This is a genomic window from Streptomyces sp. NPDC004721, from assembly GCF_053601495.1.
Genome location: NZ_JBSGBZ010000073.1, coordinates 1 through 22,065, shown reverse-complemented (window position 1 = coordinate 22,065; position 22,065 = coordinate 1). Strand labels below are relative to the sequence as shown.

The following is a 22,065-nucleotide window of genomic DNA, read 5'->3' as shown; positions in this document are numbered from 1 at the left end:
CCCTGAGCACCCTGGTGGCCCTGGAAGCCCTGGTTACCCTGCTCACCCTGGTTGCCCTGGTTACCCTGAGCACCCTGGTGGCCCTGGAAGCCCTGCGGGCCCTGGTTGCCCTGGAAGCCCTGAGCACCCTGGTTACCCTGGCCCTGCGCGCCCTGGTTACCCTGGTTGCCCTGTGCGCCCTGGTTGCCCTGGAAGCCCTGAGCGCCCTGGAAGCCCTGGCCCTGCGCGCCCTGGTTACCCTGCGCGCCCTGGTTACCCTGAGCGCCCTGTTGCCCCTTCTTGCCCTGTGGGCCCTGCGGACCCTGGTGACCCTTCTTGCCCTGTGGGCCCTGTGGGCCCTGCGGACCCTGCTTACCCTGCGGACCCTGCGGACCCTGCGGACCCGGCTTTCCCTGTGGGCCCTGCGGACCTCGCTTGCCGTCGTGGCCATGCTTGCCGTCATGGCCCCTCGGACCCTGGTGACCTCGCGGACCCCGGTCGTTGCGGTGCCCCTCGATGGTTCTTACGTCGTTCGGATCGTCCGTCGCCACGGCCGTACGAGCGTTGGATCTCTCGATCGCGTCGGCGATGGCGACGGTACTCGGGGCGACGTTGAGCGCCATGGCAAGCGCGCTCGCCGACACCAGTGTGGCTGACCTCAAGCGTGAACTTCGGATCGTTCTACGGTTCAAGAGAACCTTCCTCAGCAACTGGGAGGGACCAAACCGCAAGCGCGCGCACTTGGTGCGCTTCGTTCGCATGCGTGTCACGTGCCATTGGCCACGGACTAGAACATTCTTTGCTCACCGCGGCCGGGAATTTGCGAAGCCAACCCACAGCGGGCTGGGCAAATCACCCGAGCAGCCTCAACCGATATCGTTTCCGGCTTCGGTTTCGTGGCGCGTGCGAATTCGCGAGACACGCCTGCCTCAGGCGCTGCCCACGAGCCCACTGCGATAGCCGCGGCAGTCCTCGAAGGAAGGCAGCAGGCCCTGCCTCTCGGCTTCGTCCAGCGTGGGTGCCGCGGCGTCCTTTTCGGAAAGCCGCATGGCGACGGCCTCGGGCCAGTCAATGGCCAACCTCGGGTCGAGCGGGTTGATGCCGTACTCACGTTGCGGCGCATATCCCTGTGAACACAGATATACGACCGTGGAGTTGCCCTCCAGCGCCATGAAGGCGTGGCCAAGTCCCTCCGAAAGATAGACACTGCGGTGCGTCGTGTCATCGAGCCGAACCGCCTCCCATTCCCCGAAACTCGGGGAGCCGGTGCGAATGTCGACCACGACGTCGAGGATCGCGCCACTGACGCAGGTGACGTACTTGGCCTGCCCGGGCGGGACCGACGCGAAGTGAATACCGCGGACAGTACCTCGAACGGAGCGCGAGCAGTTTGCCTGAGCGAGCCGGAGTCCCTGGCCGGTGGACTCCTGGAACCCCTCGCCCTTGAACCACTCGTGGAATCGCCCTCTGTCGTCCGTGAAAACCTGGGGTGTTTCCATCCAGGCCCCTTCGATGCGAAGCGGTCTCACGCGCACAACTCCTTTCCGCCGGCCGTCACGCGGGAACGCCCGGCCCGGTTGGCAGCAGTTCTTCCCGGCGCGATCCGCTGCCCGGCTGGGGCATGACGACGGACCGGGGGTCCTCCAACAGGCCCAGCAGATAGTGGCCGTATCCGCTCTTGAGCAGCGGCTGGGCCAGTTCGTGGAGCCGGGCGTCGCCGATCAGGCCGGCCCGCCAGGCCGCCTCCTCGACGCAGCCGATCTTGAAGCCCTGGCGTTCCTCGACCACACGGACGTACTCCGAGGCCTGGACCATGGAGGCGAAGGTCCCCGTGTCCAGCCAGGCGGTGCCGCGGTCGAGCCGGACGACGTGCAGGCTCCCGGAGTCCAGATAGACGCGGTTGAGGTCGGTGATCTCCAACTCGCCCCGGGCGCTGGGCCGCAGGCTCCGGGCGATGTCAACGACCTGATTGTCGTAGAAGTACAGACCGGGCACGGCGTACCGGGACCTGGGCCGGGCCGGTTTCTCCTCGATGGACAGCGCCCGACCGAGTTCGTCGAACTCCACGACGCCGTAGGCCGAGGGGTTGGCCACCGGGTAGGCGAATACCCGGCCGCCTTTCAGTTCCACGTTGCGGGTGAGCCGGGAGCCGAGGCCGCTGCCGTGGAAGATGTTGTCGCCCAGGATCAGGGAGACCGGCTCGTCGCCGATGAAGTCGGCCCCCAGCAGGAAAGCCTGGGCGATTCCTTCCGGGCGCTCTTGCGCCATGTACGTGAATCGCAGGCCGAGTTGACTTCCGTCGCCGAGCAATCGGTGGAATTGCTGCCGGTCTTCCGGAGTGGTGATGATCAGAACCTCCCGGATTCCGGCCATCACCAGTGTGGAAAGCGGGTAATAGATCATGGGTTTGTCGAAGACCGGCAGCAGCTGCTTCGACACCGTGCGGGTCAACGGCCACAGTCGCGAGCCGGTGCCCCCGGCCAACAGGATTCCGCGCATGGCATCACCATAGGTGAATTGCCCATGAATGCGGCTTTTTGGGCGCGGCTTGCCGCGTCTGCGCCGGACGTGCCCGCACACCGCCGCGCACACGGGCCCGATCGCCGCGCGCACACGCGCGCACGCCGAAGAGGCCGGGTGCGCACGCCGTTGTGCGCACCCGGCCTCTTCGGGGGTGTCGCCGCGGCCGGCCGGGCGACGTTGCAGGTCAGGGCAGGTCGGTCAGCCGGCCGCGGGGGTCAGGAGGGGGTGGGTCGAGGACCGCGTCAGCCCAGGCGCTCGACGAGCGAGCGGTACTGGTCCCACAGCTCCTTGGGCGTGTGGTCGCCGAAGGTGTTCAGGTGCTCGGGGACCAGGCCGGCCTCCTCGCGCCACACGTCCTTGTCGACCGTGAGCAGGAACTCCAGGTCGGACTCAGACAGTTCGAGGCCGTCCGTGTCCAGCGCCGCCTTGGTCGGCAGGACGCCGATCGGGGTCTCGACGCCCTCGGCCGTACCGTCCAGGCGCTCCACGATCCACTTCAGGACGCGGCTGTTCTCGCCGAAGCCGGGCCAGACGAACTTGCCCTCGTCGTTCTTGCGGAACCAGTTGACGTAGTAGATCTTCGGCAGCTTGGACTGGTCGCCGTCACGCTGCTCGGCGGCCTTGCCGACCTCTATCCAGTGGCCCATGTAGTCGCCCATGTTGTAGCCGCAGAACGGCAGCATGGCGAACGGGTCGCGGCGCAGCTCGCCGACCTTGCCCTCGGCGGCGGCCGTCTTCTCGGAGGCGACGTTGGCGCCGAGGAAGACGCCGTGGTTCCAGTCGAAGGACTCCGTCACCAGCGGCACCGCGGAGGCGCGGCGGCCGCCGAAGAGGATCGCCGAGATCGGCACGCCCTTGGGGTCCTCCCACTCCGGCGCGATGATCGGGCACTGCGCGGCGGGCGTGGTGAAGCGGGCGTTGGGGTGGGCGGCGGGCGTCTCGGACGCGGGGGTCCAGGAGTTGCCCTTCCAGTCGGTGAGGTGCGCCGGGGTCTCCTCCGTCATGCCCTCCCACCACACGTCGCCGTCGTCGGTGAGGGCGACGTTGGTGAAGACCGAGTTGCCCCACAGCGTCTTCATGGCGTTGGCGTTGGTGTGCTCGCCGGTGCCGGGCGCGACGCCGAAGAAGCCGGCCTCGGGGTTGATCGCGTACAGCCGGCCGTCCTCGCCGAACCGCATCCACGCGATGTCGTCACCGATGGTCTCGACGGTCCAGCCGGAGATCGTCGGCTCCAGCATGGCGAGGTTGGTCTTGCCGCAGGCGCTCGGGAAGGCGGCGGCGACGTACTTGGCCTCACCGGTGGGCGGGGTGAGCTTGAGGATCAGCATGTGCTCGGCCAGCCAGCCCTCGTCGCGCGCCATGACGGAGGCGATGCGCAGGGCGTAGCACTTCTTGCCGAGCAGCGCGTTGCCGCCGTAGCCCGAGCCGTAGGACCAGATCTCGCGGGTCTCGGGGAAGTGCGAGATGTACTTGGTGGAGTTGCACGGCCACGGGACGTCCTCCTGGCCCTGCTCCAGCGGGGCGCCCAGGGTGTGGACGGCCTTGACGAAGAAGCCGTCGTCACCGAGCTCGTCCAGCACCGGCTGTCCCATGCGGGTCATGGTGCGCATGGACACCGCGACATAGGCGGAGTCGGTGATCTCGACGCCGACCGCGGACAGCGGCGAGCCCAGCGGGCCCATGCAGAACGGGACGACGTACATCGTCCGGCCCTTCATCGAGCCGCGGAAGATCCCTCCCTTGTCGTCCGCCCCCTGGAAGATCTCCCGCATCTCGGCGGGCGCCTTCCAGTGGTTGGTCGGACCCGCGTCCTCCTCCTTCTCGGAACAGATGAACGTCCGGTCCTCCACGCGGGCCACGTCGGACGGGTCCGACGCCGCGTAGTAGGAGTTGGGGCGCTTGATCGGGTCGAGTTTCCGGAAGGTGCCCTTCTGGACGAGCTCCTCGCACAGTCGCTCGTACTCGGCCTCGGATCCGTCACACCAGACCACGCTGTCCGGCTGCGTCAGTTCGGCGATCTCATTGACCCACGAGATCAGTTCCTTGTGGTGGGTGGGGATGACGGGGGGAGCCGCGATGTCGCGCGCCACGATCGCTCCTAAATGAGGGGTTTTTGTCTTGTCGCCCCGTGGGGGCTGCGACCCGGATGCTTCGTAGCCGCTCATCCGGTGCCGACCGCACTCATTTGATCATCCGACGAGAGCGCCCATCTGTCCAGGGGGCGTCACAGGTGAGCGACGTGAGTAATGCCACGATTCCCGCGATTCTTTGCGTCCACGTTGGATTCGACTGAAGGTCTTTTTGCGTTCGGCCCGTTCGCCGGTGCTCACCGTCCGGCACTGATTCACGACTTACGGTGCCGTAGGTACGATGCGCGCATGACTGCGTCCGCCTCCGACGCGCCCCTGGACGAGCCGGTCGCCGGCCGCGGTCCCGTCGCGCCCTCCCTGCCGCACCAGGTCAAGCCGAAGCTGCGCGGCTGGCTGCATCTCGGCATGTTCCCGGCCGTACTCGTCGCGGGGCTCGCACTCACCGCGCTGGCCGGTTCCACCCGCGGACGCATCGCCTGCGGGATCTACGTCCTCACCGCCTGCCTGCTCTTCGGTGTGAGCGCGCTGTACCACCGGGGCAACTGGGGACCGCGCATGGGCGGCGTGCTGCGCAGGCTCGACCACGCGAACATCTTCCTGATCATCGCGGGCACGTACACACCGCTCACCCTGCTGCTCCTGCCCAGCGCCAAGGGGCAGTGGCTGCTGTGGGGCATATGGGTCGCGGCCGCCGCCGGCATCGTCTTCCGCGTCTTCTGGGTCGGCGCCCCGCGCTGGCTCTACACCCCCTGCTACATCGCGATGGGCTGGGCGGCCGTCTTCTTCCTGCCGGACTTCCTGCGCACCGGCGGCATCGCCGTCCTGGTCCTGGTCGTCGTCGGCGGGCTCCTCTACAGCGCGGGCGGCGTCGTCTACGGCATCAAGCGGCCGAACCCGTCACCGCGCTGGTTCGGCTTCCACGAGGTCTTCCACAGCTTCACGCTGGCCGCCTTCGTGGTGCACTACGTGGGCATCTCGCTGGTGGCCTACCAGCACGCGTAACGCCTCACACCCCTCCCCCACCCGGCCACGGCTCACCCGAGCCGTGGCCGTTTCCGTGTGCCCGAAAACCCCGGAGGAGCCGGACAGCGCCGGAAGGAGGCCGGGACATATTCGGCAGTCGATACAGATTGACAGAGACTCGATTTTAAGAGCTACTTTCATTTCATGGCTACTCTCACCCACGCCGAAGACGTGCGGCGCGATCCCCGCCGCTGGTGGGCCCTCGCGGCCCTGGTCGCGAGCATGCTGGTGCTCGGCTTCGACATGACGATCCTCAACGTCGCTCTGCCGACCATGGCGAGGGAGCTCGGCGCCTCGACCGGGCAGCAGCAGTGGATGGCGGACGCGTACGTCGTCGTCTTCGCCGCGCTGATGCTCCCCGCGGGACTCCTCGGCGACCGGTTCGGACGGCGGCTGATGCTGATCGCCGGGCTCGCGGTCTTCCTCGCCGGTTCCGTGGTGGGCGCCCTGACCGGCGACGTCGGCGGGGTGATTGTTGCCCGTGCGGTCATGGGCGTCGGCGCGGCACTCGTCATGCCGCTGGCGCTGTCCGTGCTGCCCTCGATGTTCGGGCCCGAGGAGCGCGCCAAGGCCGTCGGCGTCATCTCGGCCGCCTCGGCGCTCGGCCTGCCGCTCGGCCCGATCATCGGCGGCTGGCTGCTGAACCACTTCTGGTGGGGCTCGGTCTTCCTCATCAACGTGCCCATGGCCGGCCTCGGCGTCGCGGCCTGCCTCCTGCTGCTCCCCGAGACCCGCGATCCGGCCTCCCCGAAGGTCGGCGCGCTGTCCACGGCGTTCACCGCGACCGGCCTCGGCGCGCTCGTCTACGCGATCATCGAGGCGCCCGACCGCGGCTGGGGCGACCCGCTGGTGCTCGCCGCGTTCACCGCGGCCGCCGTCCTCCTGGCCGGGCTCGTGCTGCGGGAGCGCCGCGAGGCCCGCCCCATGCTCGACATGACGCTGCTCGCCCGGCGCGGCTTCCTGTTCAACGTGATCGCCGCGACCCTGGTGATGTTCGTGCTGAGTGGCCTGATGTTCGTGCTGCCGCCCTACCTCCAGGCCGTGCTCGGCCACGACGCGCTCGGCACCGGTGTGCGGCTGCTGCCCATGATGGGCGGGCTGCTGGTCGCCGCGAAGGGCGCGCAGCCGGTCGTCGCCCGGTTCGGACCGCGGGCCGTGGTCGCCGCGGGACTGGTGGTGCTCGCCTTCGCCGCGCTGCTGGGCAGCCGTACGACCGTGGAGTCCGGCTACGGCTTCACCGCCCTGTGGCTGTCGATCGCCGGTGTCGGCTTCGGTTTCTCCGTCGTCCCGGCCATGGACGGGGCGCTGGCCGCCCTGCCCGCCGACCGGGCGGGCAGCGGATCCGGTCTGCTGATGACGCTGCGCCAGGTCGGCGGCGCGGTCGGCATCGCCCTGCTCGGCAGCCTCCTGGCGAGCGCCTTCCGGCACCGGCTCGACGTCACCGGGCTGCCCGCCGAGACCGCGCACACCGCCGGGCAGTCCGTGGTCGCGGCCCACCTGGTCGCCGAGAGGACGGGCTCGGCGCAGCTGGCGGCCTCCGCGAACGCGGCGTACGTGCACGGCATGGGCCTGGTGCTGCTGGTGGGCGGGATCGCCTCGGTGGTGGCGGCGATGCTGGCGGCCGCGTTCCTGCCGGGCGCCGCCCAGGGCGCCGTACGGCGGGCCGAGCCGGAGGAGGACCCGGCCATGGCCCGACCCTGACCCTATGCCGGACAATGACCTTCATGACGGCCGCACGTACCACGACCCCAGCCGACCGCCCCCCGATGGGGCTGAGGGAACGCAAGAAGCTCAAGACCCGGCAGGCGATCCGTACGGCGACGTACGCGCTGATCGAGGAGCAGGGGTACGACGCCACGACGATCGAGCAGATCGCCGACCGCGCCGAGGTGTCGCCGTCGACCGTCTTCCGTTACTTCCCGACCAAGGAGGACATCGTCCTCACGGACGAGTACGACGAGATCATGCTGGAGGAGCTGCGGGCCCGGCCCGTGGACGAGCCGTGGATGGACTCCCTCCGGCATGTGATGCACAAGGCCCTTGCGCTGGGAATGACCGACGAGCCCGAGGTGTCCCGGCTGCGCGCCCGGCTGGGCGTCGAGGTTCCCGCGGTCCGCGCCCGGATGATGGAGAGCATGTCGGAAGCCGGCCTGCTCATCCGCCAGGCCATCGCGGCCCGCACCGGCCTGGACCAGGACAGCCTGGAGGTGCGGGTCTTCGCCATGTCCCTCATGGGCGGCCTGATGGAGGTCTCCCTGTACTGGGCCGAGAACGGGTGCAGGGGCGAGCTGAGCGACCTCATGGACCAGGCCATGGACGTCCTGGAACACGGTCTGCCCACCGGAAATCCGTGAGCCCGCGGCCTCGCACCCGTGCCATCCTGTCGGGGTGAACGGTCCCGAGATCCACGTCGGGTTCGCCCCCGGCCTGCACCTGTTCGTCCCGCACGCCCGGCGCCGCGGCGCCACCGCGGTCGTCACGGACGGCGTCTCGACGCTCGGCCACGTCGTGGAGTCCCTGGGCGTGCCGCTCACCGAGGTCGGCGCGCTGGTGGTGGACGGCCGTGAGGTGCCGGTGTCGCACGTGCCGCGGGCGGACGAGACGGTCCAGGTGCGCGCCGTCGCCCGGCCCCAGCACGTCCCCGGCGCTCCCCTGCGCTTCCTCCTCGACGTGCACCTGGGCACCCTCGCCCGCCGGCTGCGCCTGCTGGGCGTCGACACGGCCTACGAGTCCACCGACATCGGCGACCCCGCGCTCGCCGCCCGCTCGGCCGCCGAGAAGCGGGTCATGCTCAGCCGCGACCGCGGCCTGCTGCGCCGCCGTGAACTGTGGGCGGGCGCCTACGTCTACAGCACCCGCCCGGACGACCAACTCCACGACGTCCTCGACCGCTTCCGCCCCGAGCTGCGCCCCTGGACCCGCTGCACCGCCTGCAACGGCCTGCTGCGGGACGCCACGAAGGACGAGGTGGCCGAGCAGCTCGAGCACGGCACTCATCGCACGTACGACGTCTTCGCCCGCTGCGGCGACTGCGGCCGCGCCTACTGGAAGGGCGCCCACCACGACCAGCTGGAGGCCATCGTGGAACGCGCCCTGGCCGGGTACGCCGACCGGAGCTGACGTCCGGGGCCCGTCCCAGGGCCGGCGTCCGGGCCCGGCTCAGCCGCCCAGTGCGGTGCGCAGGCGGTCCGGGTCGGTCGTGGGGGCGTCGCAGGTGAAGTTGCGGCAGACGTAGGCGGTCGGCTCGCCGTGGGCGAGGGGGCGGTCGGCGAGCAGCGGGAACTCCTCGCTCTCCGGGGTGCCGTACGCGACGACCGCGCCGGGGGCGGTGCCCAGAAGTGCCGTACGGTGCAGGGCCTTGGCCGCCTTGTCGTCGAGGGACGGGCCGACGACCGCGACCTCGCGCGGACCGTCCAGCAGGGCCTCGGCGACGGCGAGGCCCCAGCCGATGAAGCGCGGAACGCGCGGGCCGAGCGCGCTCACCACGCCCAACGCCCGCTCGGCGGCGGTGCGGTGGACCTCGGAACCCGTGTGGGCGGCGTAGCCGAGCAGGGCGCCGGCGGCCGCCGACCAGCCGGAGGGGGTGGCGTTGTCGGTGGGGTCCTGGGGCCGGCGGATCAACTGCTCGGCATCGGCGGCCGTGTCGTAGAGGGCGCCCGACTCCGGGTCGGCGAACCGGGTGAGCACATGCCCGAGGAGCAGCCCGGCGAACTCCAGCCAGACGCCCTCGCCGGTCACGGAGGCGAGGGCGAGGAAGCCCTCGGCGACGTCGGCGTAGTCCTCCAGCACTCCGGCGTTGGCTCCGGCCCGGCCGTCCTTGCTGGTACGGCACAGCCCCGCGTGCTCGTCCATGTGCAGCCGGACCAGGAGGTCGGCGGCGCCGACGGCGGCCTCGATCAGGTCCGGGCGGTCGAAGTAGGCGCCGGTCTCGGCGAGGGCGGCGATCGCCAGCCCGTTCCAGGCGGCGACGACCTTGTCGTCCCGGCCGGGCGCCGGGCGCTCGGCCCTCTTCGCCAGCAGCCGGCGCCGGACGGACTCGACCCGGTCGGCGTCGAAAACGCCCTCTTGAACGGGGAGTTGCAGGACGGAGGAGCCGTGTTCGAAGGTGCCTTCCTCGGTCACGCCGAAACAGCGGGCGGCGAGTTCGGCGTCCTCGGCGCCGAGGGCCTCACGCAGCTGGGCGGGGGTCCAGACGTAGTAGGCGCCCTCGACGTGCCGGCCCGTGCCGTCGTCGCTGTCGGCGTCCAGGGCCGAGGCGAACCCTCCTTCGGCGGTGCGCAGTTCGCGCACCATGAAGTCGGCGGTCGCGAGGGCGACCCGGCGGGCGAAATCGGAGCCGGTGGCCCGCCACAGGTGAGCGTAGACCCGGCACAGCAGGGCGTTGTCGTACAGCATCTTCTCGAAGTGCGGCACCACCCAGTCGCGGTCGACGGAGTACCGGGCGAAGCCGCCGCCGAGCTGGTCGTGGATGCCGCCGCGGGCCATCCGCTCGCAGGTGTCCGCCGCCATCTGGAGGGCGCCCTCGGAGCCGGTGCGGGCGTGGTGCCGCAGCAGGAACTCGATCACCATCGACGGCGGGAACTTCGGCGCCGCGCCGAACCCGCCGCGCTTCGCGTCGTACTCCCGGGTCAGCGCGAGCAGCGCCTGCGCCAGGTCCTCCTCGCCGGGGGGTCGCGCGGCGCCGTAGTCGATCTCCCGCTGCGCGAGGTCCCGCACGATCTTCCCGGCGACGTCGGCGACTTCCTCCCGCCGGGTCTGCCAGGCCTGCCGCACCCCTTCGAGGACCTGCCCGAAGGAGGGCATGCCGTGCCGGGACTCGGGCGGGAAGTAGGTGCCGAAGTAGAACGGCTCGGCGTCGGGCGTGAGGAACACGGTCATCGGCCACCCGCCCTGCCCGGTGGCGGCCTGCACGGCCTCCATGTACACGGCGTCGACGTCGGGGCGCTCCTCGCGGTCCACCTTGACGCTGACGAAGTGCTCGTCGAGGAAGGCGGCGGTGGCCGGGTCCTCGAAGGATTCGTGCGCCATGACATGGCACCAGTGGCAGCTGCTGTACCCGACGCTCAGCAGCACGGGGACATCGCGCCGTCGGGCCTCCTCGAAGGCCTCCGCCGACCACGGCCACCAGTCGACCGGGTTGTCGGCGTGCTGGAGCAGGTACGGGGACGTCTCGTGGGCCAGTCGGTTCGCCATACCCTCCATCCTGCCTCACCCGGCCCCGCCGGACGCGGATGGTGATCGACCCGCGACTCCTCGTGTGGCCCCGCCCTCCTATCCGGGCGGTCGGCACCCGATCGGGGCCATCGGTGATCGCCGCCCCCTCGCGCTCCCGGCCGACCCGAAGGACACTCGTAGGAAAGGGAGTTGGCGCCAGAGGGGGACGGGACATGCGGGATGGCCATCGGGCGGACGCCGAGCGGCTGCTGACTCGGGCCGTGGAGGAGGAGGTTCGCCGCTCGGGCGGCCGGGTGGACGGAAGTGTGCTGCTGTCCCGGGCGCGCGGCGCGCTGGACACCATGGCCGAGACCGCGGCGGAGGAGTACGAGGCCTACACGCGGGCGCTGGACGAGTCGGGGGCCGGGCAGCTCACGTTCGCCCAGCGCTACGCGCGCGAGGGCGGCGGAACTCCCCTGCTCGTCGCGGGAGTCGCGGGACTCGCCGCCATCGTGGCCGACCTGGCGCTGGGCACCGACGGCGGCACCGCCGTCGGCGCGGGCGTCACCGTCGGGGTGGTGGGCGCCGCCGCCACCGTCGTGAAGGTGACCGCCACCCATCTGCCCGCCGCCCACCGCCGGGCCGGGGCGGCCGGCCAGCCCGGCGGTCCGGAGCAGCTGCGGTTGCAGTGGCTGACCGCGCTGGAGGTGCGCGGCATCCGCCCGTTCCTCGACCAGCAGCGTGTGCTGAGCGCGTCCACCACTCCGAAGAAGGCGGCGCCCCGGCTGCGCGGCACGGACAAGAGCGCGGCGGCCCGCAGACGCAGTGTCCTCGAGCAGTCGTTCGGTCACCTGCCCGACTCGGAGGACGTGTTCGCGGGGCGGCGGGAGGAGATGGCACGGATCCGGCAGTGGGTGCAGGCGGCCCGCGCGTCCACCCAGACCCGGCCGACCGTCGTGGTCCTGCACGGAGCGCCGGGCTCCGGCCGCAGCACGCTGGCCGTGCGCGCGGCCCACGATCTGAGGGACCAGTTCCGGGGCGCGGTCGTGGTCGACCTGCGCGGCGGCAGCCAGGACGAGCCGCCGCTGCCCACCCGCGACGCCCTGCTGCACCTGCTCAACCGGCTCGGCGCGCCCCGCGAGCAACTGCTGTTCCGCGAACGCTCCTCCCCCGAGCAGCAGCTCAAACGGCTGGGCGAGCTGTACCACCAGCATCTGACGGGGCTGCCGGTCACGATCGTGCTGGACGACGCCTCGGACGCCGAGCAGGTCCGCGCCCTGATCCCCGAGCGGTCCGACAGCCTGGTCCTGGTCACCGCCCGCGAGCCGCTCCGGCTGCCCGCCGACCTGCCGGCCTGGGTGCACCAGCTGCCCGTCCGGGCCCTGGACGCGGTAGGCGCGGAGGAGCTGCTGACCGCCGCCGCACAGGACAGCTCGGGGCCCTACGACGCGGAGTCCACCGACCGGATCGGGCGGTTGTGCGGCGGGCTGCCGCTGGCGCTGCGGATCGCGGGCTCCTGTCTCGGCCCGCGCTCACCGCGTCAACTGGCCACGGATCTGGGCGCGTACGGCCCGGTGGAACCGGTGGAACGGGCGCTGTGGCTGCGCTACACCGACCAGTCGGAGCAGGCCCGCAGGCTGCTGAGGCGGCTCGCCCTGGCCGGTCGCGCCTCGATGGGCGGCGCGGCGGCGGCCGCGCTGCTGGCCGTGGACGAGGCGGAGGCGAACCGGCACCTGGCGGCCCTCGCCCGGGCGGGCCTGATCGACCATGTGCGGGGCAACCGCTACCGGCTGCACGACCTGGTGCGGGCCTTCGCGCACGCGCGTCTGCTGGACGAGGAGAGCCCCGCCGAGCGGACGGCGGCGCAGGAGCGGCTGATCGAGAACTACGCCGAGCTGGCCGACTCGGTGCTGCGCCTGGTCGACGGGAACATGTCGACCCGCTCGGACCGCTTCAGCCCGCACGGCTTCACCTCCCTGGACGAGGCGCTGCGCTGGCTGGACGACGAGTCGAGCTTCATCACGGCGGCCCTCAGGCAGGCGGAGGGCGTGAACCAGGGAACCGTGCTGAACCTGCTCGGCGCCCTGTGCGACTACTGCCTGCTGCGCGGCGACCTGTACCGGCTGGGGGAGATCAGCGAGCTGACCCAGGCCGTCGACCAGGGGCTGCTGGTCCGGTCGGTGCAGTGGCGTACCGGTATCGCGGCCCGCCAGCTCGGCGAGCTGGACAAGGCGCGTACCACGCTGGCCTCGGTCGTCGACCTCTACCGGGAGGCCCACCACGACGCGGGCGCGGCCCGCGCGCTGAACTCGCTCGGCATCACGCTGCACCACCAGGGCAACCTGACGGAGGCGGCGGCCCGGCTGCGGGAGGCCCTCGACCTTCAGGCGGCGCCCGAGCTGGCGACCGACCGCGCCTGGACGATGCACGCGCTGGCGGCGGTGGAGCGGGACCGGGCGCATCTGGCGGAGGCGCTGGAGCTGCTGACCCGGTCGCTGGTGCTGCACCGGGAGGGCGGGTCGGTGCACGGTGAGGCGTGGGCCCACTTCCAGCTGGGCCAGCTCGCGCTGCGCAGGGGCGACGTGGAGCGCGCCGAGGCGGACCTGCGCCAGGCGCTGGACCGCTACCGCCGCACCCAGGACGCCCGCGGCGAGGCCTGGGCCCTCACCCAGCTGGCCCGGGCCCGGCTGGTGGCCGGCGACACGGCCGAGGCGGTGGAGGAGCTGCGGCAGGCGGCGGCACGGCACCGGGACAACGAGGACGCGCGCGGCGAGGCGTGGACGCTGTACTACCTCGGTCAGGCGCTGGAGGAGACCGGCGGGCTCGACCAGGCGGTGCGCGAGCTGGAGCGCGCCCGCACCATGTTCTCCCGGATGCGGGACGTGTACGGGCTGGCCTGCGCCCGGCATCACTCGGCCCGGGTCACCCGGGACCAGCGGGCGGCGCAGACCGGGTCACTGCGCAACTCCGGTTTCGCCCGCCAGCTCCTCGTCGACGCCCGCGCCGACTTCCAGCGCATCGGCGTCGCGCACGGCGAGGCGTGGACGTGTCTGGAGCTGGCCGTCGTGGACGCCGGGAACGCGCGCACCCAGCAGGCGCTGTCCCTGTGCGACGAGGCGCTGGCCCTGTTCGCCTCCTACGGCGACCGCCGCGGTGAGGACTGGGCCAGGTTCCTGCGCTGCACCCTGCTGCCGTACGCGGCCCCCGGCGGTACGGAGGTCGGCACGGCCGTGGCCCAGGAGGAACTGGCCCAGCTCGCCCGCGGCGGCCATCCGCTGCGCGACGCGAAGCTGAACGACTACGTCGAGGCCTACCGGCTCCTCCTGGAGCGCGGTGTGAGCCTGGAGGCGGGCTGGCAGGCCTGGCGCCTGGGCATGGTGCCCGAGCGGCACGCGCGGGAGGTGATGGGGGTGGCGGTGCCGGACGGCGAGAGCTGAGGGCGGCACCGCCCGCCCGGGTGTCAGCCCCGCTCGGCCTTGGCCTCGCCGGAGGCGGCACCGGGCCGCGCGGCGGGGTCCGGGGCCTCCTTGAAGTCGACCCTGCCCATGTGGCGGTTCATGGACTTCATCAGGCCCCAGACCACGAGGGCCATCACCGCGAAGACGACGAAGCCGAGGACGCCGGGGGTGACCTTGTTCTTGTCGAACTCGGCGAGGGTTACCAGGTGCGTCATTGCCAGGCTCACGCTTGCACTCATGTCAGGCATTGTCCCTCACAGCTGCCGGACGCCCGCAAAGAGGTCGTCCTCCGGGAGCGAGGTGTCGACGAGCGACTTCGCGAGCTCGTACTCCTCCGTCGGCCAGACCTCCTTCTGGACCTCCATCGGCACCCGGAACCAGCCGCCGTCGGGGTCGATCTGCGTGGCGTGGGCGATCAGCGCCTTGTCGCGGATCTCGAAGAAGTCGGCGCAGGGGACGTGCGTGGTGAGCGTGCGCTCCTTGTGGCCCGAGTCGTCCCAGCGCTTGAGCCACTCGCCGTAGGGGGACTCCAGGCCGCGGTCGAGCAGGGCCTGGTGCAGCGCCTCGGTGCGCAGGCGGTTGAAGCCCTGGTTGTAGTACAGCTTCAGCGGCTGGTAGGCCGGGCCGTACTCCGCCTCCGGGTACTTCTCGGCGTCCGCGGCGCCCTCGAAGGCCACCATCGAGATCTTGTGGGTCATGATGTGGTCGGGGTGCGGGTAGCCGCCGTTCTCGTCGTAGGTGGTGATCACCTGGGGACGGAAGGAGCGGATCCGGCGGACCAGCTCGCCGGCCGCCTTGTCGAGGTCCTCCAGAGCGAAGCAGCCCTCGGGCAGCGGCGGCAGCGGGTCGCCCTCGGGCAGGCCGGAGTCGACGAAGCCGAGCCAGTCCTGGCTCACCCCGAGGATTTCGCGGGCCTCCTCCATCTCCTTGCGGCGCACCTCGTGGATGTTCTCCTCGATGTACTTGTCGCCCTGGAGCTTGGGATTGAGGATGGAGCCGCGCTCTCCGCCCGTGCAGGTCACCACCAGCACGTCCACCCCCTCGGAAACGTACTTGGCCATGGTGGCCGCGCCCTTGCTCGACTCGTCGTCGGGGTGCGCGTGCACGGCCATCAGTCGCAGCTGGTCAGTCAAGGCTCAGTCCTCAGGTCAAGTCGGTGCCCGGCTCGGCGGGCAGTCAACGGGGTGCCGTCCCGCGGGGAGATCGGTCCGGGGTGGCGGTCGGTCGGTCGGGCGGGGGCTTCTATAGTGACCGAATCGGGGGGCGAATAATTCCGGGGTCCGGCTCCGGAAGCCCCCCGCGGGACGCCCGTCCCGCACCGGCCGAGAGGACGATCATGAGCACGGTGAGCACCCGGCTGCCCGAGGGGCGCTACGGCCGCTCCCCGGACGGGCGCGCCGACCACAAGCTCAAAATCGCCGGTGCCGTCCTGGGCGCGGCCCTGCTCGCCCTGATCGGCTACTTCGCCTACCACTACGTCGGCCAGAACAAGATCAGTGCGCAGGTCATCGCCTTCCAGACGTCGGACGACTCCGTGCGGATCCATCTGGAGGTCCACAAGGACGCCGGCGCCCGCGGCTACTGCACGCTGCGCTCGCAGGCGGCCGACGGCTCCGAGGTCGGACGGGCGGACTTCCGCTTCGACGAGCACGCCTCGCAGATCGACAAGGTGCTCACCCTGCGGACGACGGCCCGGGGCACGACGGCCGAGCTGCTGGGCTGCAGCAGCGGGTGACGCGTCGGCGTCGACCGGAATAGTTGGTCGCTGACCTGCGCTGACGCAGGTCTCACGGCTTATGTCCTCCCCCTTTGAGCCCGGAATTGTTAGGCTCGTGGTTTCGCCCACCCATGAGGGAACATTCTTCTGGGTAGGGCGATGCTTTGTATTCCCAGCACCGACGAGGAGCACCTGTGACCCAGACCAGCGAGAACGTCACCTGGCTGACCCAGGAGGCGTACAACAAGCTCAAGGACGAGCTTGCGCACCTTACTGGTCCTGCGCGCACGGAGATCGCCGCCAAGATCGCGGCCGCGCGCGAGGAGGGCGACCTGCGCGAGAACGGCGGGTACCACGCGGCCAAGGAGGAGCAGGGCAAGCAGGAGCTCCGCGTGCGCCAGCTGACCCAGCTCCTGGAGACCGCCCAGGTGGGCGAGCCGCCTGCCGCGGACGGTGCGGTCGCGCCGGGCATGGTGGTCACGATCGCCTTCGACGGCGACGAGGACGACACCCTGACCTTCCTGCTGGCCTCGCGGGAGTACGCGAGCGCCGAGATCGAGACCTACTCGCCGCAGTCCCCGCTGGGCTCCGGCGTGATGGGCCACAAGGTCGGCGAGGACGCGGATTACGAGCTGCCGAACGGCAAGATCGCCTCGGTGAAGATCCTCAAGGCCGAGCCGTACGGCGGCTGAGTCCCGCACCGCACCGCCTTCCGGCGAAGCCCCCGGCGCTCCGCGTGAGCACCGGGGGCTTCGTCATGTCCAGACCATTCGTCATGTCCGGAACATCGGAGGGCCGGCTCCGCCGTCGCCCGCGCTCAGGCCGTGGCCGAGCGGTACTTGCGTACCGCCAGGGTGCGGAACGCCACGACAATCAGCACGGACCACAGCAACGATGCCCACACCGGGTGCTGCATGGGCCAGGCGTCCGGCACCGGATATCCCGCCGGGAGGTTGCCGAATAGCTGGCGGCATGCCTGCACAGTGGCACTGAACGGGTTCCAGTTCGCGATGGTCTGCAAGAACGAGGGCATGTTCTCCGACGGCACGAACGCATTCGAGATGAATGTCAGCGGGAACAGCCAGATCAGGCCGCCGGAGGTGGCCGCCTCGGGGGTGCGTACGGACAGGCCGATCAGCGCGCCGATCCACGAGAACGCGTAGCCGAGCAGGAGCAGCAGACCGAATCCGACCAGCACCTTGCCGAAGTTCTCGTGCGTGCGCCAGCCGACCAGGACGGCGACGACCGCGAGGACCACCAGGGTCAGTGCCGTCTGCACCAGGTCGGCGAGGGTGCGGCCGGTGAGGACCGCGCCGCGGGCCATGGGCAGCGAGCGGAACCTGTCGATGAGGCCCTTGTGCATGTCGTCGGCGATCCCCGCGCCGGCTCCGGCTGTGGCGAACGTGACGGTCTGCGCGAAGATGCCCGCCATCAGGAACTCGCGGTATCCGGTGGGGCTGAGGCCCGCACCCGGGACGCTGATCGAGCCGCCGAACACATAGCTGAACAGCACCACGAACATAATCGGCTGGATCAGCCCAAAGATAAGCATCTCGGGGATCCGGGTCATGCGGATCAGATTGCGCTTGGCGACGACCATCGAGTCACGGACGGACTGGGCCAGGGCGTTGCCGGGCGGCGCGATCCGCGCACTGTCGGTGGCGGCACTCACTTGACGGTCTCCTTCTTGCGCCGGCGGTCTCTGGCGTCGGCGCCCTGGGCGCCGCTCGTGCCGTTCTCACCCTCGGCCTCGGCCACATGGCCGGTGAGGGACAGGAACACGTCGTCGAGGGTCGGGCGGCGCAGACCGATGTCGTCGATCTCGATGCCGCGGGTGTCCAGCTCCCGGATGATCTCGGCCAGGAGCTTCGCACCGCCGGTGACGGGCGTGGTGATCTTGCGAGTGTGATCCTCGACGGTGGTGTCGCCCTTGCCGAAGCCCCGCAGCACCTCGGCGGCGGTGGGGATGTGCTCGCGCTGGTGGACCACGACCTCGACGCGCTCGCCGCCGGTGCGGGCCTTGAGCTGGTCGGAGGTGCCGCGGGCGATGACCCGGCCGTGGTCGACCACCGCAATCTCGTGCGCCAGGTGGTCGGCCTCCTCCAGGTACTGCGTGGTGAGCAGCAGGGTGGTGCCGCCGGAGACCAGCTGCTTGATGACCTCCCACAGCTGCTGGCGGTTGCGCGGGTCGAGGCCGGTCGTCGGCTCGTCCATGAACATCACCGGCGGGGAGACGACGAGCGCCGCCGCCAGGTCGAGCCGGCGGCGCATGCCTCCGGAGTAGGTCTTCGCGGGCCGGTCCGCGGCGTCGGCGAGGTTGAACTGCTCCAGCAGCTCCCCCGCCCTGGTCTTCGCCGCCGCGGCCCTCATCTGGTACAGCCGGCCGACCATCTCGAGGTTCTCGCGGCCGGTCAGATACTCGTCGACCGCGGCGAACTGGCCGGACAGGCCGATCGACCGCCGCACCTCGTTGGGCTGCTTGAGGACGTCGAGACCCGCGACGACGGCCTTGCCGCTGTCGGGTCGCAGCAGCGTGGTCAGACAGCGGACGGTGGTGGTCTTGCCCGCGCCATTGGGCCCGAGCAGTCCCAGCACCGTGCCCTCGGGGACGTCGAGGTCGACGCCGTCCAGAGCCCTTACGTCGCCGAAGGTCTTCACCAGACCTTCGGCATAGATGGCGCCTGGCATGTGAGTCTCCGCGTCGTCGGGGATGGTCGGAAAAGCCTAGAGAGGCAGGTGTTGTTTCGCTGGGAATTTTCGCCGCGTCACGTCCGGGCAGGCCGCCCCGCGAACACGACACACCATAACGCGATGTATCGCGTCCACTCAACGGATTTACTCGAACGAGTGATGAAGAGCTGATGACCTCCGTGTTCCGCCCGCCATCCGCCCGCCCGGCGGAGGGCGGGATCAGTCGATGACCGTGTAGCCGGCCTCGCGCAGGGCCTGGCCGACCTCGGCGCAGTGCGCCGGCCCCTTCGTCTCCAGGTGCAGCTCCACCTCGGCCTCCGCGAGCCCGAGCCGGGGGTCGGTCCGGACGTGGCTGACGTCGAGGACGTTGGCGTCGACCGCCGACAGCACGCCCAGCAGCGTGGCGAGCGCGCCCGGCCGGTCGGTCAGCCGCAGGCTGACCGCCAGATAGCGGCCCTGCGCGGCCATGCCGTACCGCAGCACCCGCTGGAGCAGCACCGGATCGACGTTCCCGCCGGACAGCACCGCCACCACCGGGCCGGCCACGGGGCCCGAAGAGCCCAGCAGCGCGGCGACCGGGCTCACCCCGGCCGGCTCGACCACCAGCTTGGCCCGCTCCAGGCACAGCAGCAGCGCGGCGGACAACTCGTCCTCGGTGACCGTGCGCACCTCGTCCAGCAGTTCGCGCAGGATCCCGAACGGTACGTCGCCCGGCCGGCCGACTCTGATGCCGTCGGCCATCGTCGCCGGAGTGCCGACCGTCACCGGGCGGCCCGCCGCCAGCGAGGGCGGGTACGCGGCCGAGCCCGCCGCCTGCACGCCGATGATCCGCACGTCCGGCCGCAGCGACTTCACCGCCACCGCGATTCCGGCCGCGAGCCCGCCGCCGCCGATACCGACGACGATCGTGCGCACCTGCGGGCACTGCTCCAGGATCTCCAGGCCCACCGTGCCCTGGCCCGCGATGATGTCGGGGTGGTCGAACGGGTGGATGAACACCGCGCCCGTCCGGGCCGCGTACTCCTGGGCGGCGGCCAGCGTCTCGTCGACCACCTGGCCGTGCAGGCACACCTCGGCGCCGTAGTCCTGCGTGGCGCTGATCTTCGGCAGCGGGGCGCCCTTCGGCATGAACACCGTGGAGTGCACCCCGAGCAGGGACGACGCCAGCGCGACGCCCTGCGCGTGGTTGCCGGCGCTCGCGGCCACCACCCCGGCGGCACGCTCCTCGGGCAGCAGCCCCGCGATCCGGACGTAGGCGCCGCGCAGCTTGAACGAACCCGTCCGCTGGAGGTTCTCGCACTTCAGGTGCACTGGCGCGCCCACCAGGTCGGACAGGTACCTGCTGCCCTCCATCGCGGTCACCCGCGCCACCCCGGAGAGCATCTTCTGCGCGCCGCGCACATCGTCCAGGGTGACGGGCCAGGGGGAGCCGGCCGTGCTGTAGCTCATGCCTCAAGTCTCGCAGTTCACGGGCCGCGGACGCCGTTGTGACCATCCTCCGAGACCGGATAGCGCAGTGCCGGTACGACTTGCCCCCCGGCCGCGTAACCTGTCCCCCAACCCAGCAGCTCTCCAGAAGTGAGCCCCCGGCCATGCCCACAACACCCGACATGTCGACGGACATGACGACCGGCGGTGACACCGGTCTGCTCGACACCCTCCAGCACGAGGTGGCGGTCTTCGCACGCCGGGCCGAGCAGACCCGACTCGGCGGCGTCGGACAGGTGCGCAACTCCATGGACCGCGCCGCGTACCTGCTGCTCAACCGCCTCGACAAAGAGGGCCCGATGGGCGTCAAGGCGCTCGCCGCGAGCATGGGCATCGACTCCTCCACCGTCACCCGTCAGGTGGCGCCGCTCGTCGACACCGGCCTCGTCAAGCGCACCTCGCACCCCGAGGACGGGCGCGCCGTGGTACTCCAGCTCTCCCCGCGCGGGCTGTCGCGGCTGGAGGAGGTCCGCTCGTCCAGGCGGCAGCTGATGGCCGAGCTGACCCAGGACTGGGAGCCGGCGGAGCGCGAAGCCTTCTGCTCACTGCTGACCCGCTTCAACGACGCCCTCTCCGCCCGCCAGTGCATACCGCAGACGGACTCGCCCTCGGCGTCGTAGAGCCGCGACCGGGCGCGGGCCGACGGGTGTGAACGCGGCTCTTGACCGACGGCCGGTCCCTCCCCTCATATGAGACCGGGCCCTCGTCGTACGCGGTTCAGGAGGCGTACGAGAACGGGTCCCTCGGTCACGGTCGCCCTTGGGGGGAGGTGCGGTGCGAGAACGGCAGGCGGCCCAAGGGGCTCGCCGGGCCCGGGAGTTCGAGGCGTTCGTCGCGGGCGCGGCCGGGCGGCTGCTGCATGCCGCCACGCTGCTCACCGCCGAGGCGCCCGGCGACAACCCGCGCGCGCGACGCCTGCTGACCCTCGCCCTGGCGCACACGTACGCGTGCTGGGACCGGCTGCGCGGCGAGGACCCGTACAACCACGCCCGCCGGCATCTGGCCGCCCGCTTCGCCCGCGAGGCGTGGCACCAGCGCGGGGGTCCGGGCCGCGCCCGCCGGAGGCCACCCGGCGCCTTGGCCGCGCTCACTCCCCAGGAGCGCCTGATCATCGTCCTCAGGCTGTACGAGGGGGTGGCCGAGGAACAGGCGGCCGCCCTGCTGGGCCTGCCCACGGACCGCGTCCGCGCCATCTGCGACCGCGCGATCACCACGCTCACCCGCACTCCGGTGAGCCCGGCACCGGCGGTCGGCGACGCCGAGGCGGCAGCGTCGTGAGTGGAACGAGACGCGTGAGCGGCGTGTGCGACTTGCGGAGCCCATGTGGCCAGAGAGGTGCATGCAACGCGAGTGGCCTGTGCGCCCTGTGCAGCCTGCAGGAACGACCGGACGAGTGGAGGCGGCCGTGAACGGGCTCGAACGGGAGGCGGCCGTACGGCGGATCCTGGAGCAGCGTCCGCCGCAGGTGCCCACAGAGCTGTACGAGGAGGCCGTGCGCCGCGGGGGACGGATGCTGCGCCGCCGCACGGCCGCCCGCCGCTTGATGTGGCTGGTACTGGCCGCGGCGGCCGTCGCCTTCACGGTGTGGGCGCTGACGGCTCGCCCGTGGGTGGAGCCGCCGTCGCAGACGACTCCACCCGTGACCGGCTGGTGACCTCTAGTGCCGCGGCAGGCAACGTTTGCCCGTGAAGGAGCGGCGTCCGGTGCGCGCTCTGGGGGTACCCCCTGCTCGAAGAGCTTGGGGGAGTGCCGGCCGGAAGTCCTCGTACTGGACGTACTCGGGCTTGCGGCCGGTGCGGCGAGAGGGCGTGCCGGGCGTCGCGACGGGGCGAACGTAGCCTGTCGGGGCACTAGCCGCAAGGCCGTGAAGTTTGTGGCTGGGCCAGGCTGTCAAGGGCTTGCGAGTACGAGGATGTTGATACTCGTGGTGGCTTTGTAGCTG

20 protein-coding genes are annotated in these 22,065 nt (G+C 71.1%); 11 read left to right on the top strand and 9 right to left on the bottom strand.

Annotated features, from left to right (window positions below; translation table 11 throughout):
* Window positions 1-635: hypothetical protein (locus ACWEK3_RS37310; RefSeq protein ID WP_453251752.1), on the top strand; the 635-nt coding region annotated here is incomplete at its 5' end.
* Between the two features lie 273 nt (window positions 636-908).
* On the opposite strand, the gene rfbC is transcribed toward ACWEK3_RS37310, so the two are convergent.
* The 3 genes from rfbC to ACWEK3_RS37295 form a co-directional block, all read right to left on the bottom strand.
* On the bottom strand, window positions 909-1,508 hold the full coding sequence (gene rfbC / locus ACWEK3_RS37305) for a dTDP-4-dehydrorhamnose 3,5-epimerase (RefSeq protein ID WP_453251751.1): 600 nt from the start codon (window positions 1,506-1,508) through the stop codon (window positions 909-911).
* A 25-nt stretch (window positions 1,509-1,533) separates the two neighbouring features.
* On the bottom strand, window positions 1,534-2,478 hold the full coding sequence (rfbA, locus tag ACWEK3_RS37300; RefSeq protein WP_453251750.1) for a glucose-1-phosphate thymidylyltransferase RfbA: 945 nt from the start codon (window positions 2,476-2,478) through the stop codon (window positions 1,534-1,536).
* Between the two features lie 266 nt (window positions 2,479-2,744).
* Entirely contained in the window at window positions 2,745-4,592 is a 1,848-nt protein-coding gene (locus ACWEK3_RS37295) for a phosphoenolpyruvate carboxykinase (GTP) (protein ID WP_450546692.1), read from the bottom strand.
* Window positions 4,593-4,880: 288 nt separating this feature from the next.
* On the opposite strand from ACWEK3_RS37295, the gene trhA reads away from it, so the two are divergent.
* The 4 genes from trhA to ACWEK3_RS37275 all read left to right on the top strand — a co-directional run bounded on the left by trhA (window position 4,881) and on the right by ACWEK3_RS37275 (window position 8,735).
* Window positions 4,881-5,594, top strand: a complete 714-nt coding sequence (gene trhA, locus ACWEK3_RS37290; protein ID WP_453251749.1) for a PAQR family membrane homeostasis protein TrhA — start codon at window positions 4,881-4,883, stop codon at window positions 5,592-5,594.
* 165 nt (window positions 5,595-5,759) lie between these two features.
* On the top strand, window positions 5,760-7,316 hold the full coding sequence (locus ACWEK3_RS37285; RefSeq protein ID WP_453251748.1) for an MFS transporter: 1,557 nt from the start codon (window positions 5,760-5,762) through the stop codon (window positions 7,314-7,316).
* 23 nt (window positions 7,317-7,339) lie between these two features.
* On the top strand, window positions 7,340-7,969 hold the full coding sequence (locus ACWEK3_RS37280; RefSeq protein WP_450546689.1) for a TetR/AcrR family transcriptional regulator: 630 nt from the start codon (window positions 7,340-7,342) through the stop codon (window positions 7,967-7,969).
* A 34-nt stretch (window positions 7,970-8,003) separates the two neighbouring features.
* On the top strand, window positions 8,004-8,735 hold the full coding sequence (locus ACWEK3_RS37275; RefSeq protein WP_390874000.1) for a Mut7-C RNAse domain-containing protein: 732 nt from the start codon (window positions 8,004-8,006) through the stop codon (window positions 8,733-8,735).
* Between the two features lie 39 nt (window positions 8,736-8,774).
* Here the strand turns inward: ACWEK3_RS37275 and ACWEK3_RS37270 are convergent, their stop codons facing one another.
* Entirely contained in the window at window positions 8,775-10,808 is a 2,034-nt protein-coding gene (locus ACWEK3_RS37270; RefSeq protein WP_453251747.1) for a thioredoxin domain-containing protein, read from the bottom strand.
* A 194-nt stretch (window positions 10,809-11,002) separates the two neighbouring features.
* Here ACWEK3_RS37270 and ACWEK3_RS37265 point away from each other — a divergent pair, with 194 nt between their 5' ends.
* Window positions 11,003-14,206, top strand: a complete 3,204-nt coding sequence (locus ACWEK3_RS37265) for a tetratricopeptide repeat protein (protein WP_453251746.1) — start codon at window positions 11,003-11,005, stop codon at window positions 14,204-14,206.
* Between the two features lie 23 nt (window positions 14,207-14,229).
* Here ACWEK3_RS37265 and ACWEK3_RS37260 read toward each other — a convergent pair whose 3' ends face one another.
* Together ACWEK3_RS37260 and mca are read right to left on the bottom strand one after the other, a co-directional pair.
* Entirely contained in the window at window positions 14,230-14,475 is a 246-nt protein-coding gene (locus ACWEK3_RS37260) for a hypothetical protein (RefSeq protein ID WP_453251745.1), read from the bottom strand.
* Window positions 14,476-14,481: 6 nt separating this feature from the next.
* A complete protein-coding gene (mca, locus tag ACWEK3_RS37255; protein WP_453251762.1) occupies window positions 14,482-15,339 on the bottom strand; it encodes a mycothiol conjugate amidase Mca in 858 nt (285 codons plus the stop codon).
* Window positions 15,340-15,563: 224 nt separating this feature from the next.
* Between mca and ACWEK3_RS37250 the strand changes: the two genes are divergently transcribed.
* Both ACWEK3_RS37250 and greA read left to right on the top strand, forming a co-directional pair.
* The gene (locus ACWEK3_RS37250; RefSeq protein WP_450546686.1) at window positions 15,564-15,962 is read left to right on the top strand and encodes a DUF4307 domain-containing protein; all 399 of its coding nucleotides are present in this window, start codon (window positions 15,564-15,566) and stop codon (window positions 15,960-15,962) included.
* 176 nt (window positions 15,963-16,138) lie between these two features.
* Window positions 16,139-16,636, top strand: coding sequence for a transcription elongation factor GreA (greA, locus tag ACWEK3_RS37245; RefSeq protein ID WP_453251744.1), 498 nt, complete (start codon window positions 16,139-16,141; stop codon window positions 16,634-16,636).
* A 125-nt stretch (window positions 16,637-16,761) separates the two neighbouring features.
* On the opposite strand, the gene ACWEK3_RS37240 is transcribed toward greA, so the two are convergent.
* From ACWEK3_RS37240 to ilvA, 3 genes are all read right to left on the bottom strand, one after another.
* Window positions 16,762-17,616, bottom strand: a complete 855-nt coding sequence (locus ACWEK3_RS37240; protein WP_450546684.1) for an ABC transporter permease — start codon at window positions 17,614-17,616, stop codon at window positions 16,762-16,764.
* A complete protein-coding gene (locus ACWEK3_RS37235; RefSeq protein ID WP_453251743.1) occupies window positions 17,613-18,632 on the bottom strand; it encodes an ATP-binding cassette domain-containing protein in 1,020 nt (339 codons plus the stop codon). Before ACWEK3_RS37235 ends, ACWEK3_RS37240 begins: the two co-directional genes overlap by 4 nt.
* A gap of 222 nt (window positions 18,633-18,854) precedes the next feature.
* On the bottom strand, window positions 18,855-20,084 hold the full coding sequence (gene ilvA, locus ACWEK3_RS37230) for a threonine ammonia-lyase (RefSeq protein WP_453251742.1): 1,230 nt from the start codon (window positions 20,082-20,084) through the stop codon (window positions 18,855-18,857).
* A gap of 161 nt (window positions 20,085-20,245) precedes the next feature.
* Here ilvA and ACWEK3_RS37225 point away from each other — a divergent pair, with 161 nt between their 5' ends.
* From ACWEK3_RS37225 to ACWEK3_RS37215, 3 genes are all read left to right on the top strand, one after another.
* On the top strand, window positions 20,246-20,743 hold the full coding sequence (locus tag ACWEK3_RS37225) for a MarR family winged helix-turn-helix transcriptional regulator (protein WP_453251761.1): 498 nt from the start codon (window positions 20,246-20,248) through the stop codon (window positions 20,741-20,743).
* A gap of 154 nt (window positions 20,744-20,897) precedes the next feature.
* Window positions 20,898-21,401 (top strand): sigma factor-like helix-turn-helix DNA-binding protein, encoded by a 504-nt coding sequence (locus ACWEK3_RS37220; protein ID WP_390723167.1) that lies wholly within the window; start codon window positions 20,898-20,900, stop codon window positions 21,399-21,401.
* A 127-nt stretch (window positions 21,402-21,528) separates the two neighbouring features.
* On the top strand, window positions 21,529-21,777 hold the full coding sequence (locus ACWEK3_RS37215; RefSeq protein ID WP_361413084.1) for a hypothetical protein: 249 nt from the start codon (window positions 21,529-21,531) through the stop codon (window positions 21,775-21,777).
* Window positions 21,778-22,065 lie beyond the last annotated feature (288 nt).

Excerpts from the sequence above, each read along its gene's own strand:
- ACWEK3_RS37260 (WP_453251745.1), bottom strand. The coding sequence starts at position 14,475 with ATGCCTGACATGAGTGCAAGCGTGAGCCTGGCAATGACGCACCTGGTA.
- ACWEK3_RS37280 (WP_450546689.1), top strand. The coding sequence starts at position 7,340 with ATGACGGCCGCACGTACCACGACCCCAGCCGACCGCCCCCCGATGGGG.
- mca (WP_453251762.1), bottom strand. The coding sequence starts at position 15,339 with ATGGCCGTGCACGCGCACCCCGACGACGAGTCGAGCAAGGGCGCGGCC.
- ACWEK3_RS37235 (WP_453251743.1), bottom strand. The coding sequence starts at position 18,632 with ATGCCAGGCGCCATCTATGCCGAAGGTCTGGTGAAGACCTTCGGCGAC.
- trhA (WP_453251749.1), top strand. The coding sequence starts at position 4,881 with ATGACTGCGTCCGCCTCCGACGCGCCCCTGGACGAGCCGGTCGCCGGC.
- ACWEK3_RS37265 (WP_453251746.1), top strand. The coding sequence starts at position 11,003 with ATGCGGGATGGCCATCGGGCGGACGCCGAGCGGCTGCTGACTCGGGCC.
- ilvA (WP_453251742.1), bottom strand. The coding sequence starts at position 20,084 with ATGAGCTACAGCACGGCCGGCTCCCCCTGGCCCGTCACCCTGGACGAT.
- rfbA (WP_453251750.1), bottom strand. The coding sequence starts at position 2,478 with ATGCGCGGAATCCTGTTGGCCGGGGGCACCGGCTCGCGACTGTGGCCG.
- ACWEK3_RS37250 (WP_450546686.1), top strand. The coding sequence starts at position 15,564 with ATGAGCACGGTGAGCACCCGGCTGCCCGAGGGGCGCTACGGCCGCTCC.
- ACWEK3_RS37270 (WP_453251747.1), bottom strand. The coding sequence starts at position 10,808 with ATGGCGAACCGACTGGCCCACGAGACGTCCCCGTACCTGCTCCAGCAC.
- ACWEK3_RS37225 (WP_453251761.1), top strand. The coding sequence starts at position 20,246 with ATGTCGACGGACATGACGACCGGCGGTGACACCGGTCTGCTCGACACC.
- ACWEK3_RS37285 (WP_453251748.1), top strand. The coding sequence starts at position 5,760 with ATGGCTACTCTCACCCACGCCGAAGACGTGCGGCGCGATCCCCGCCGC.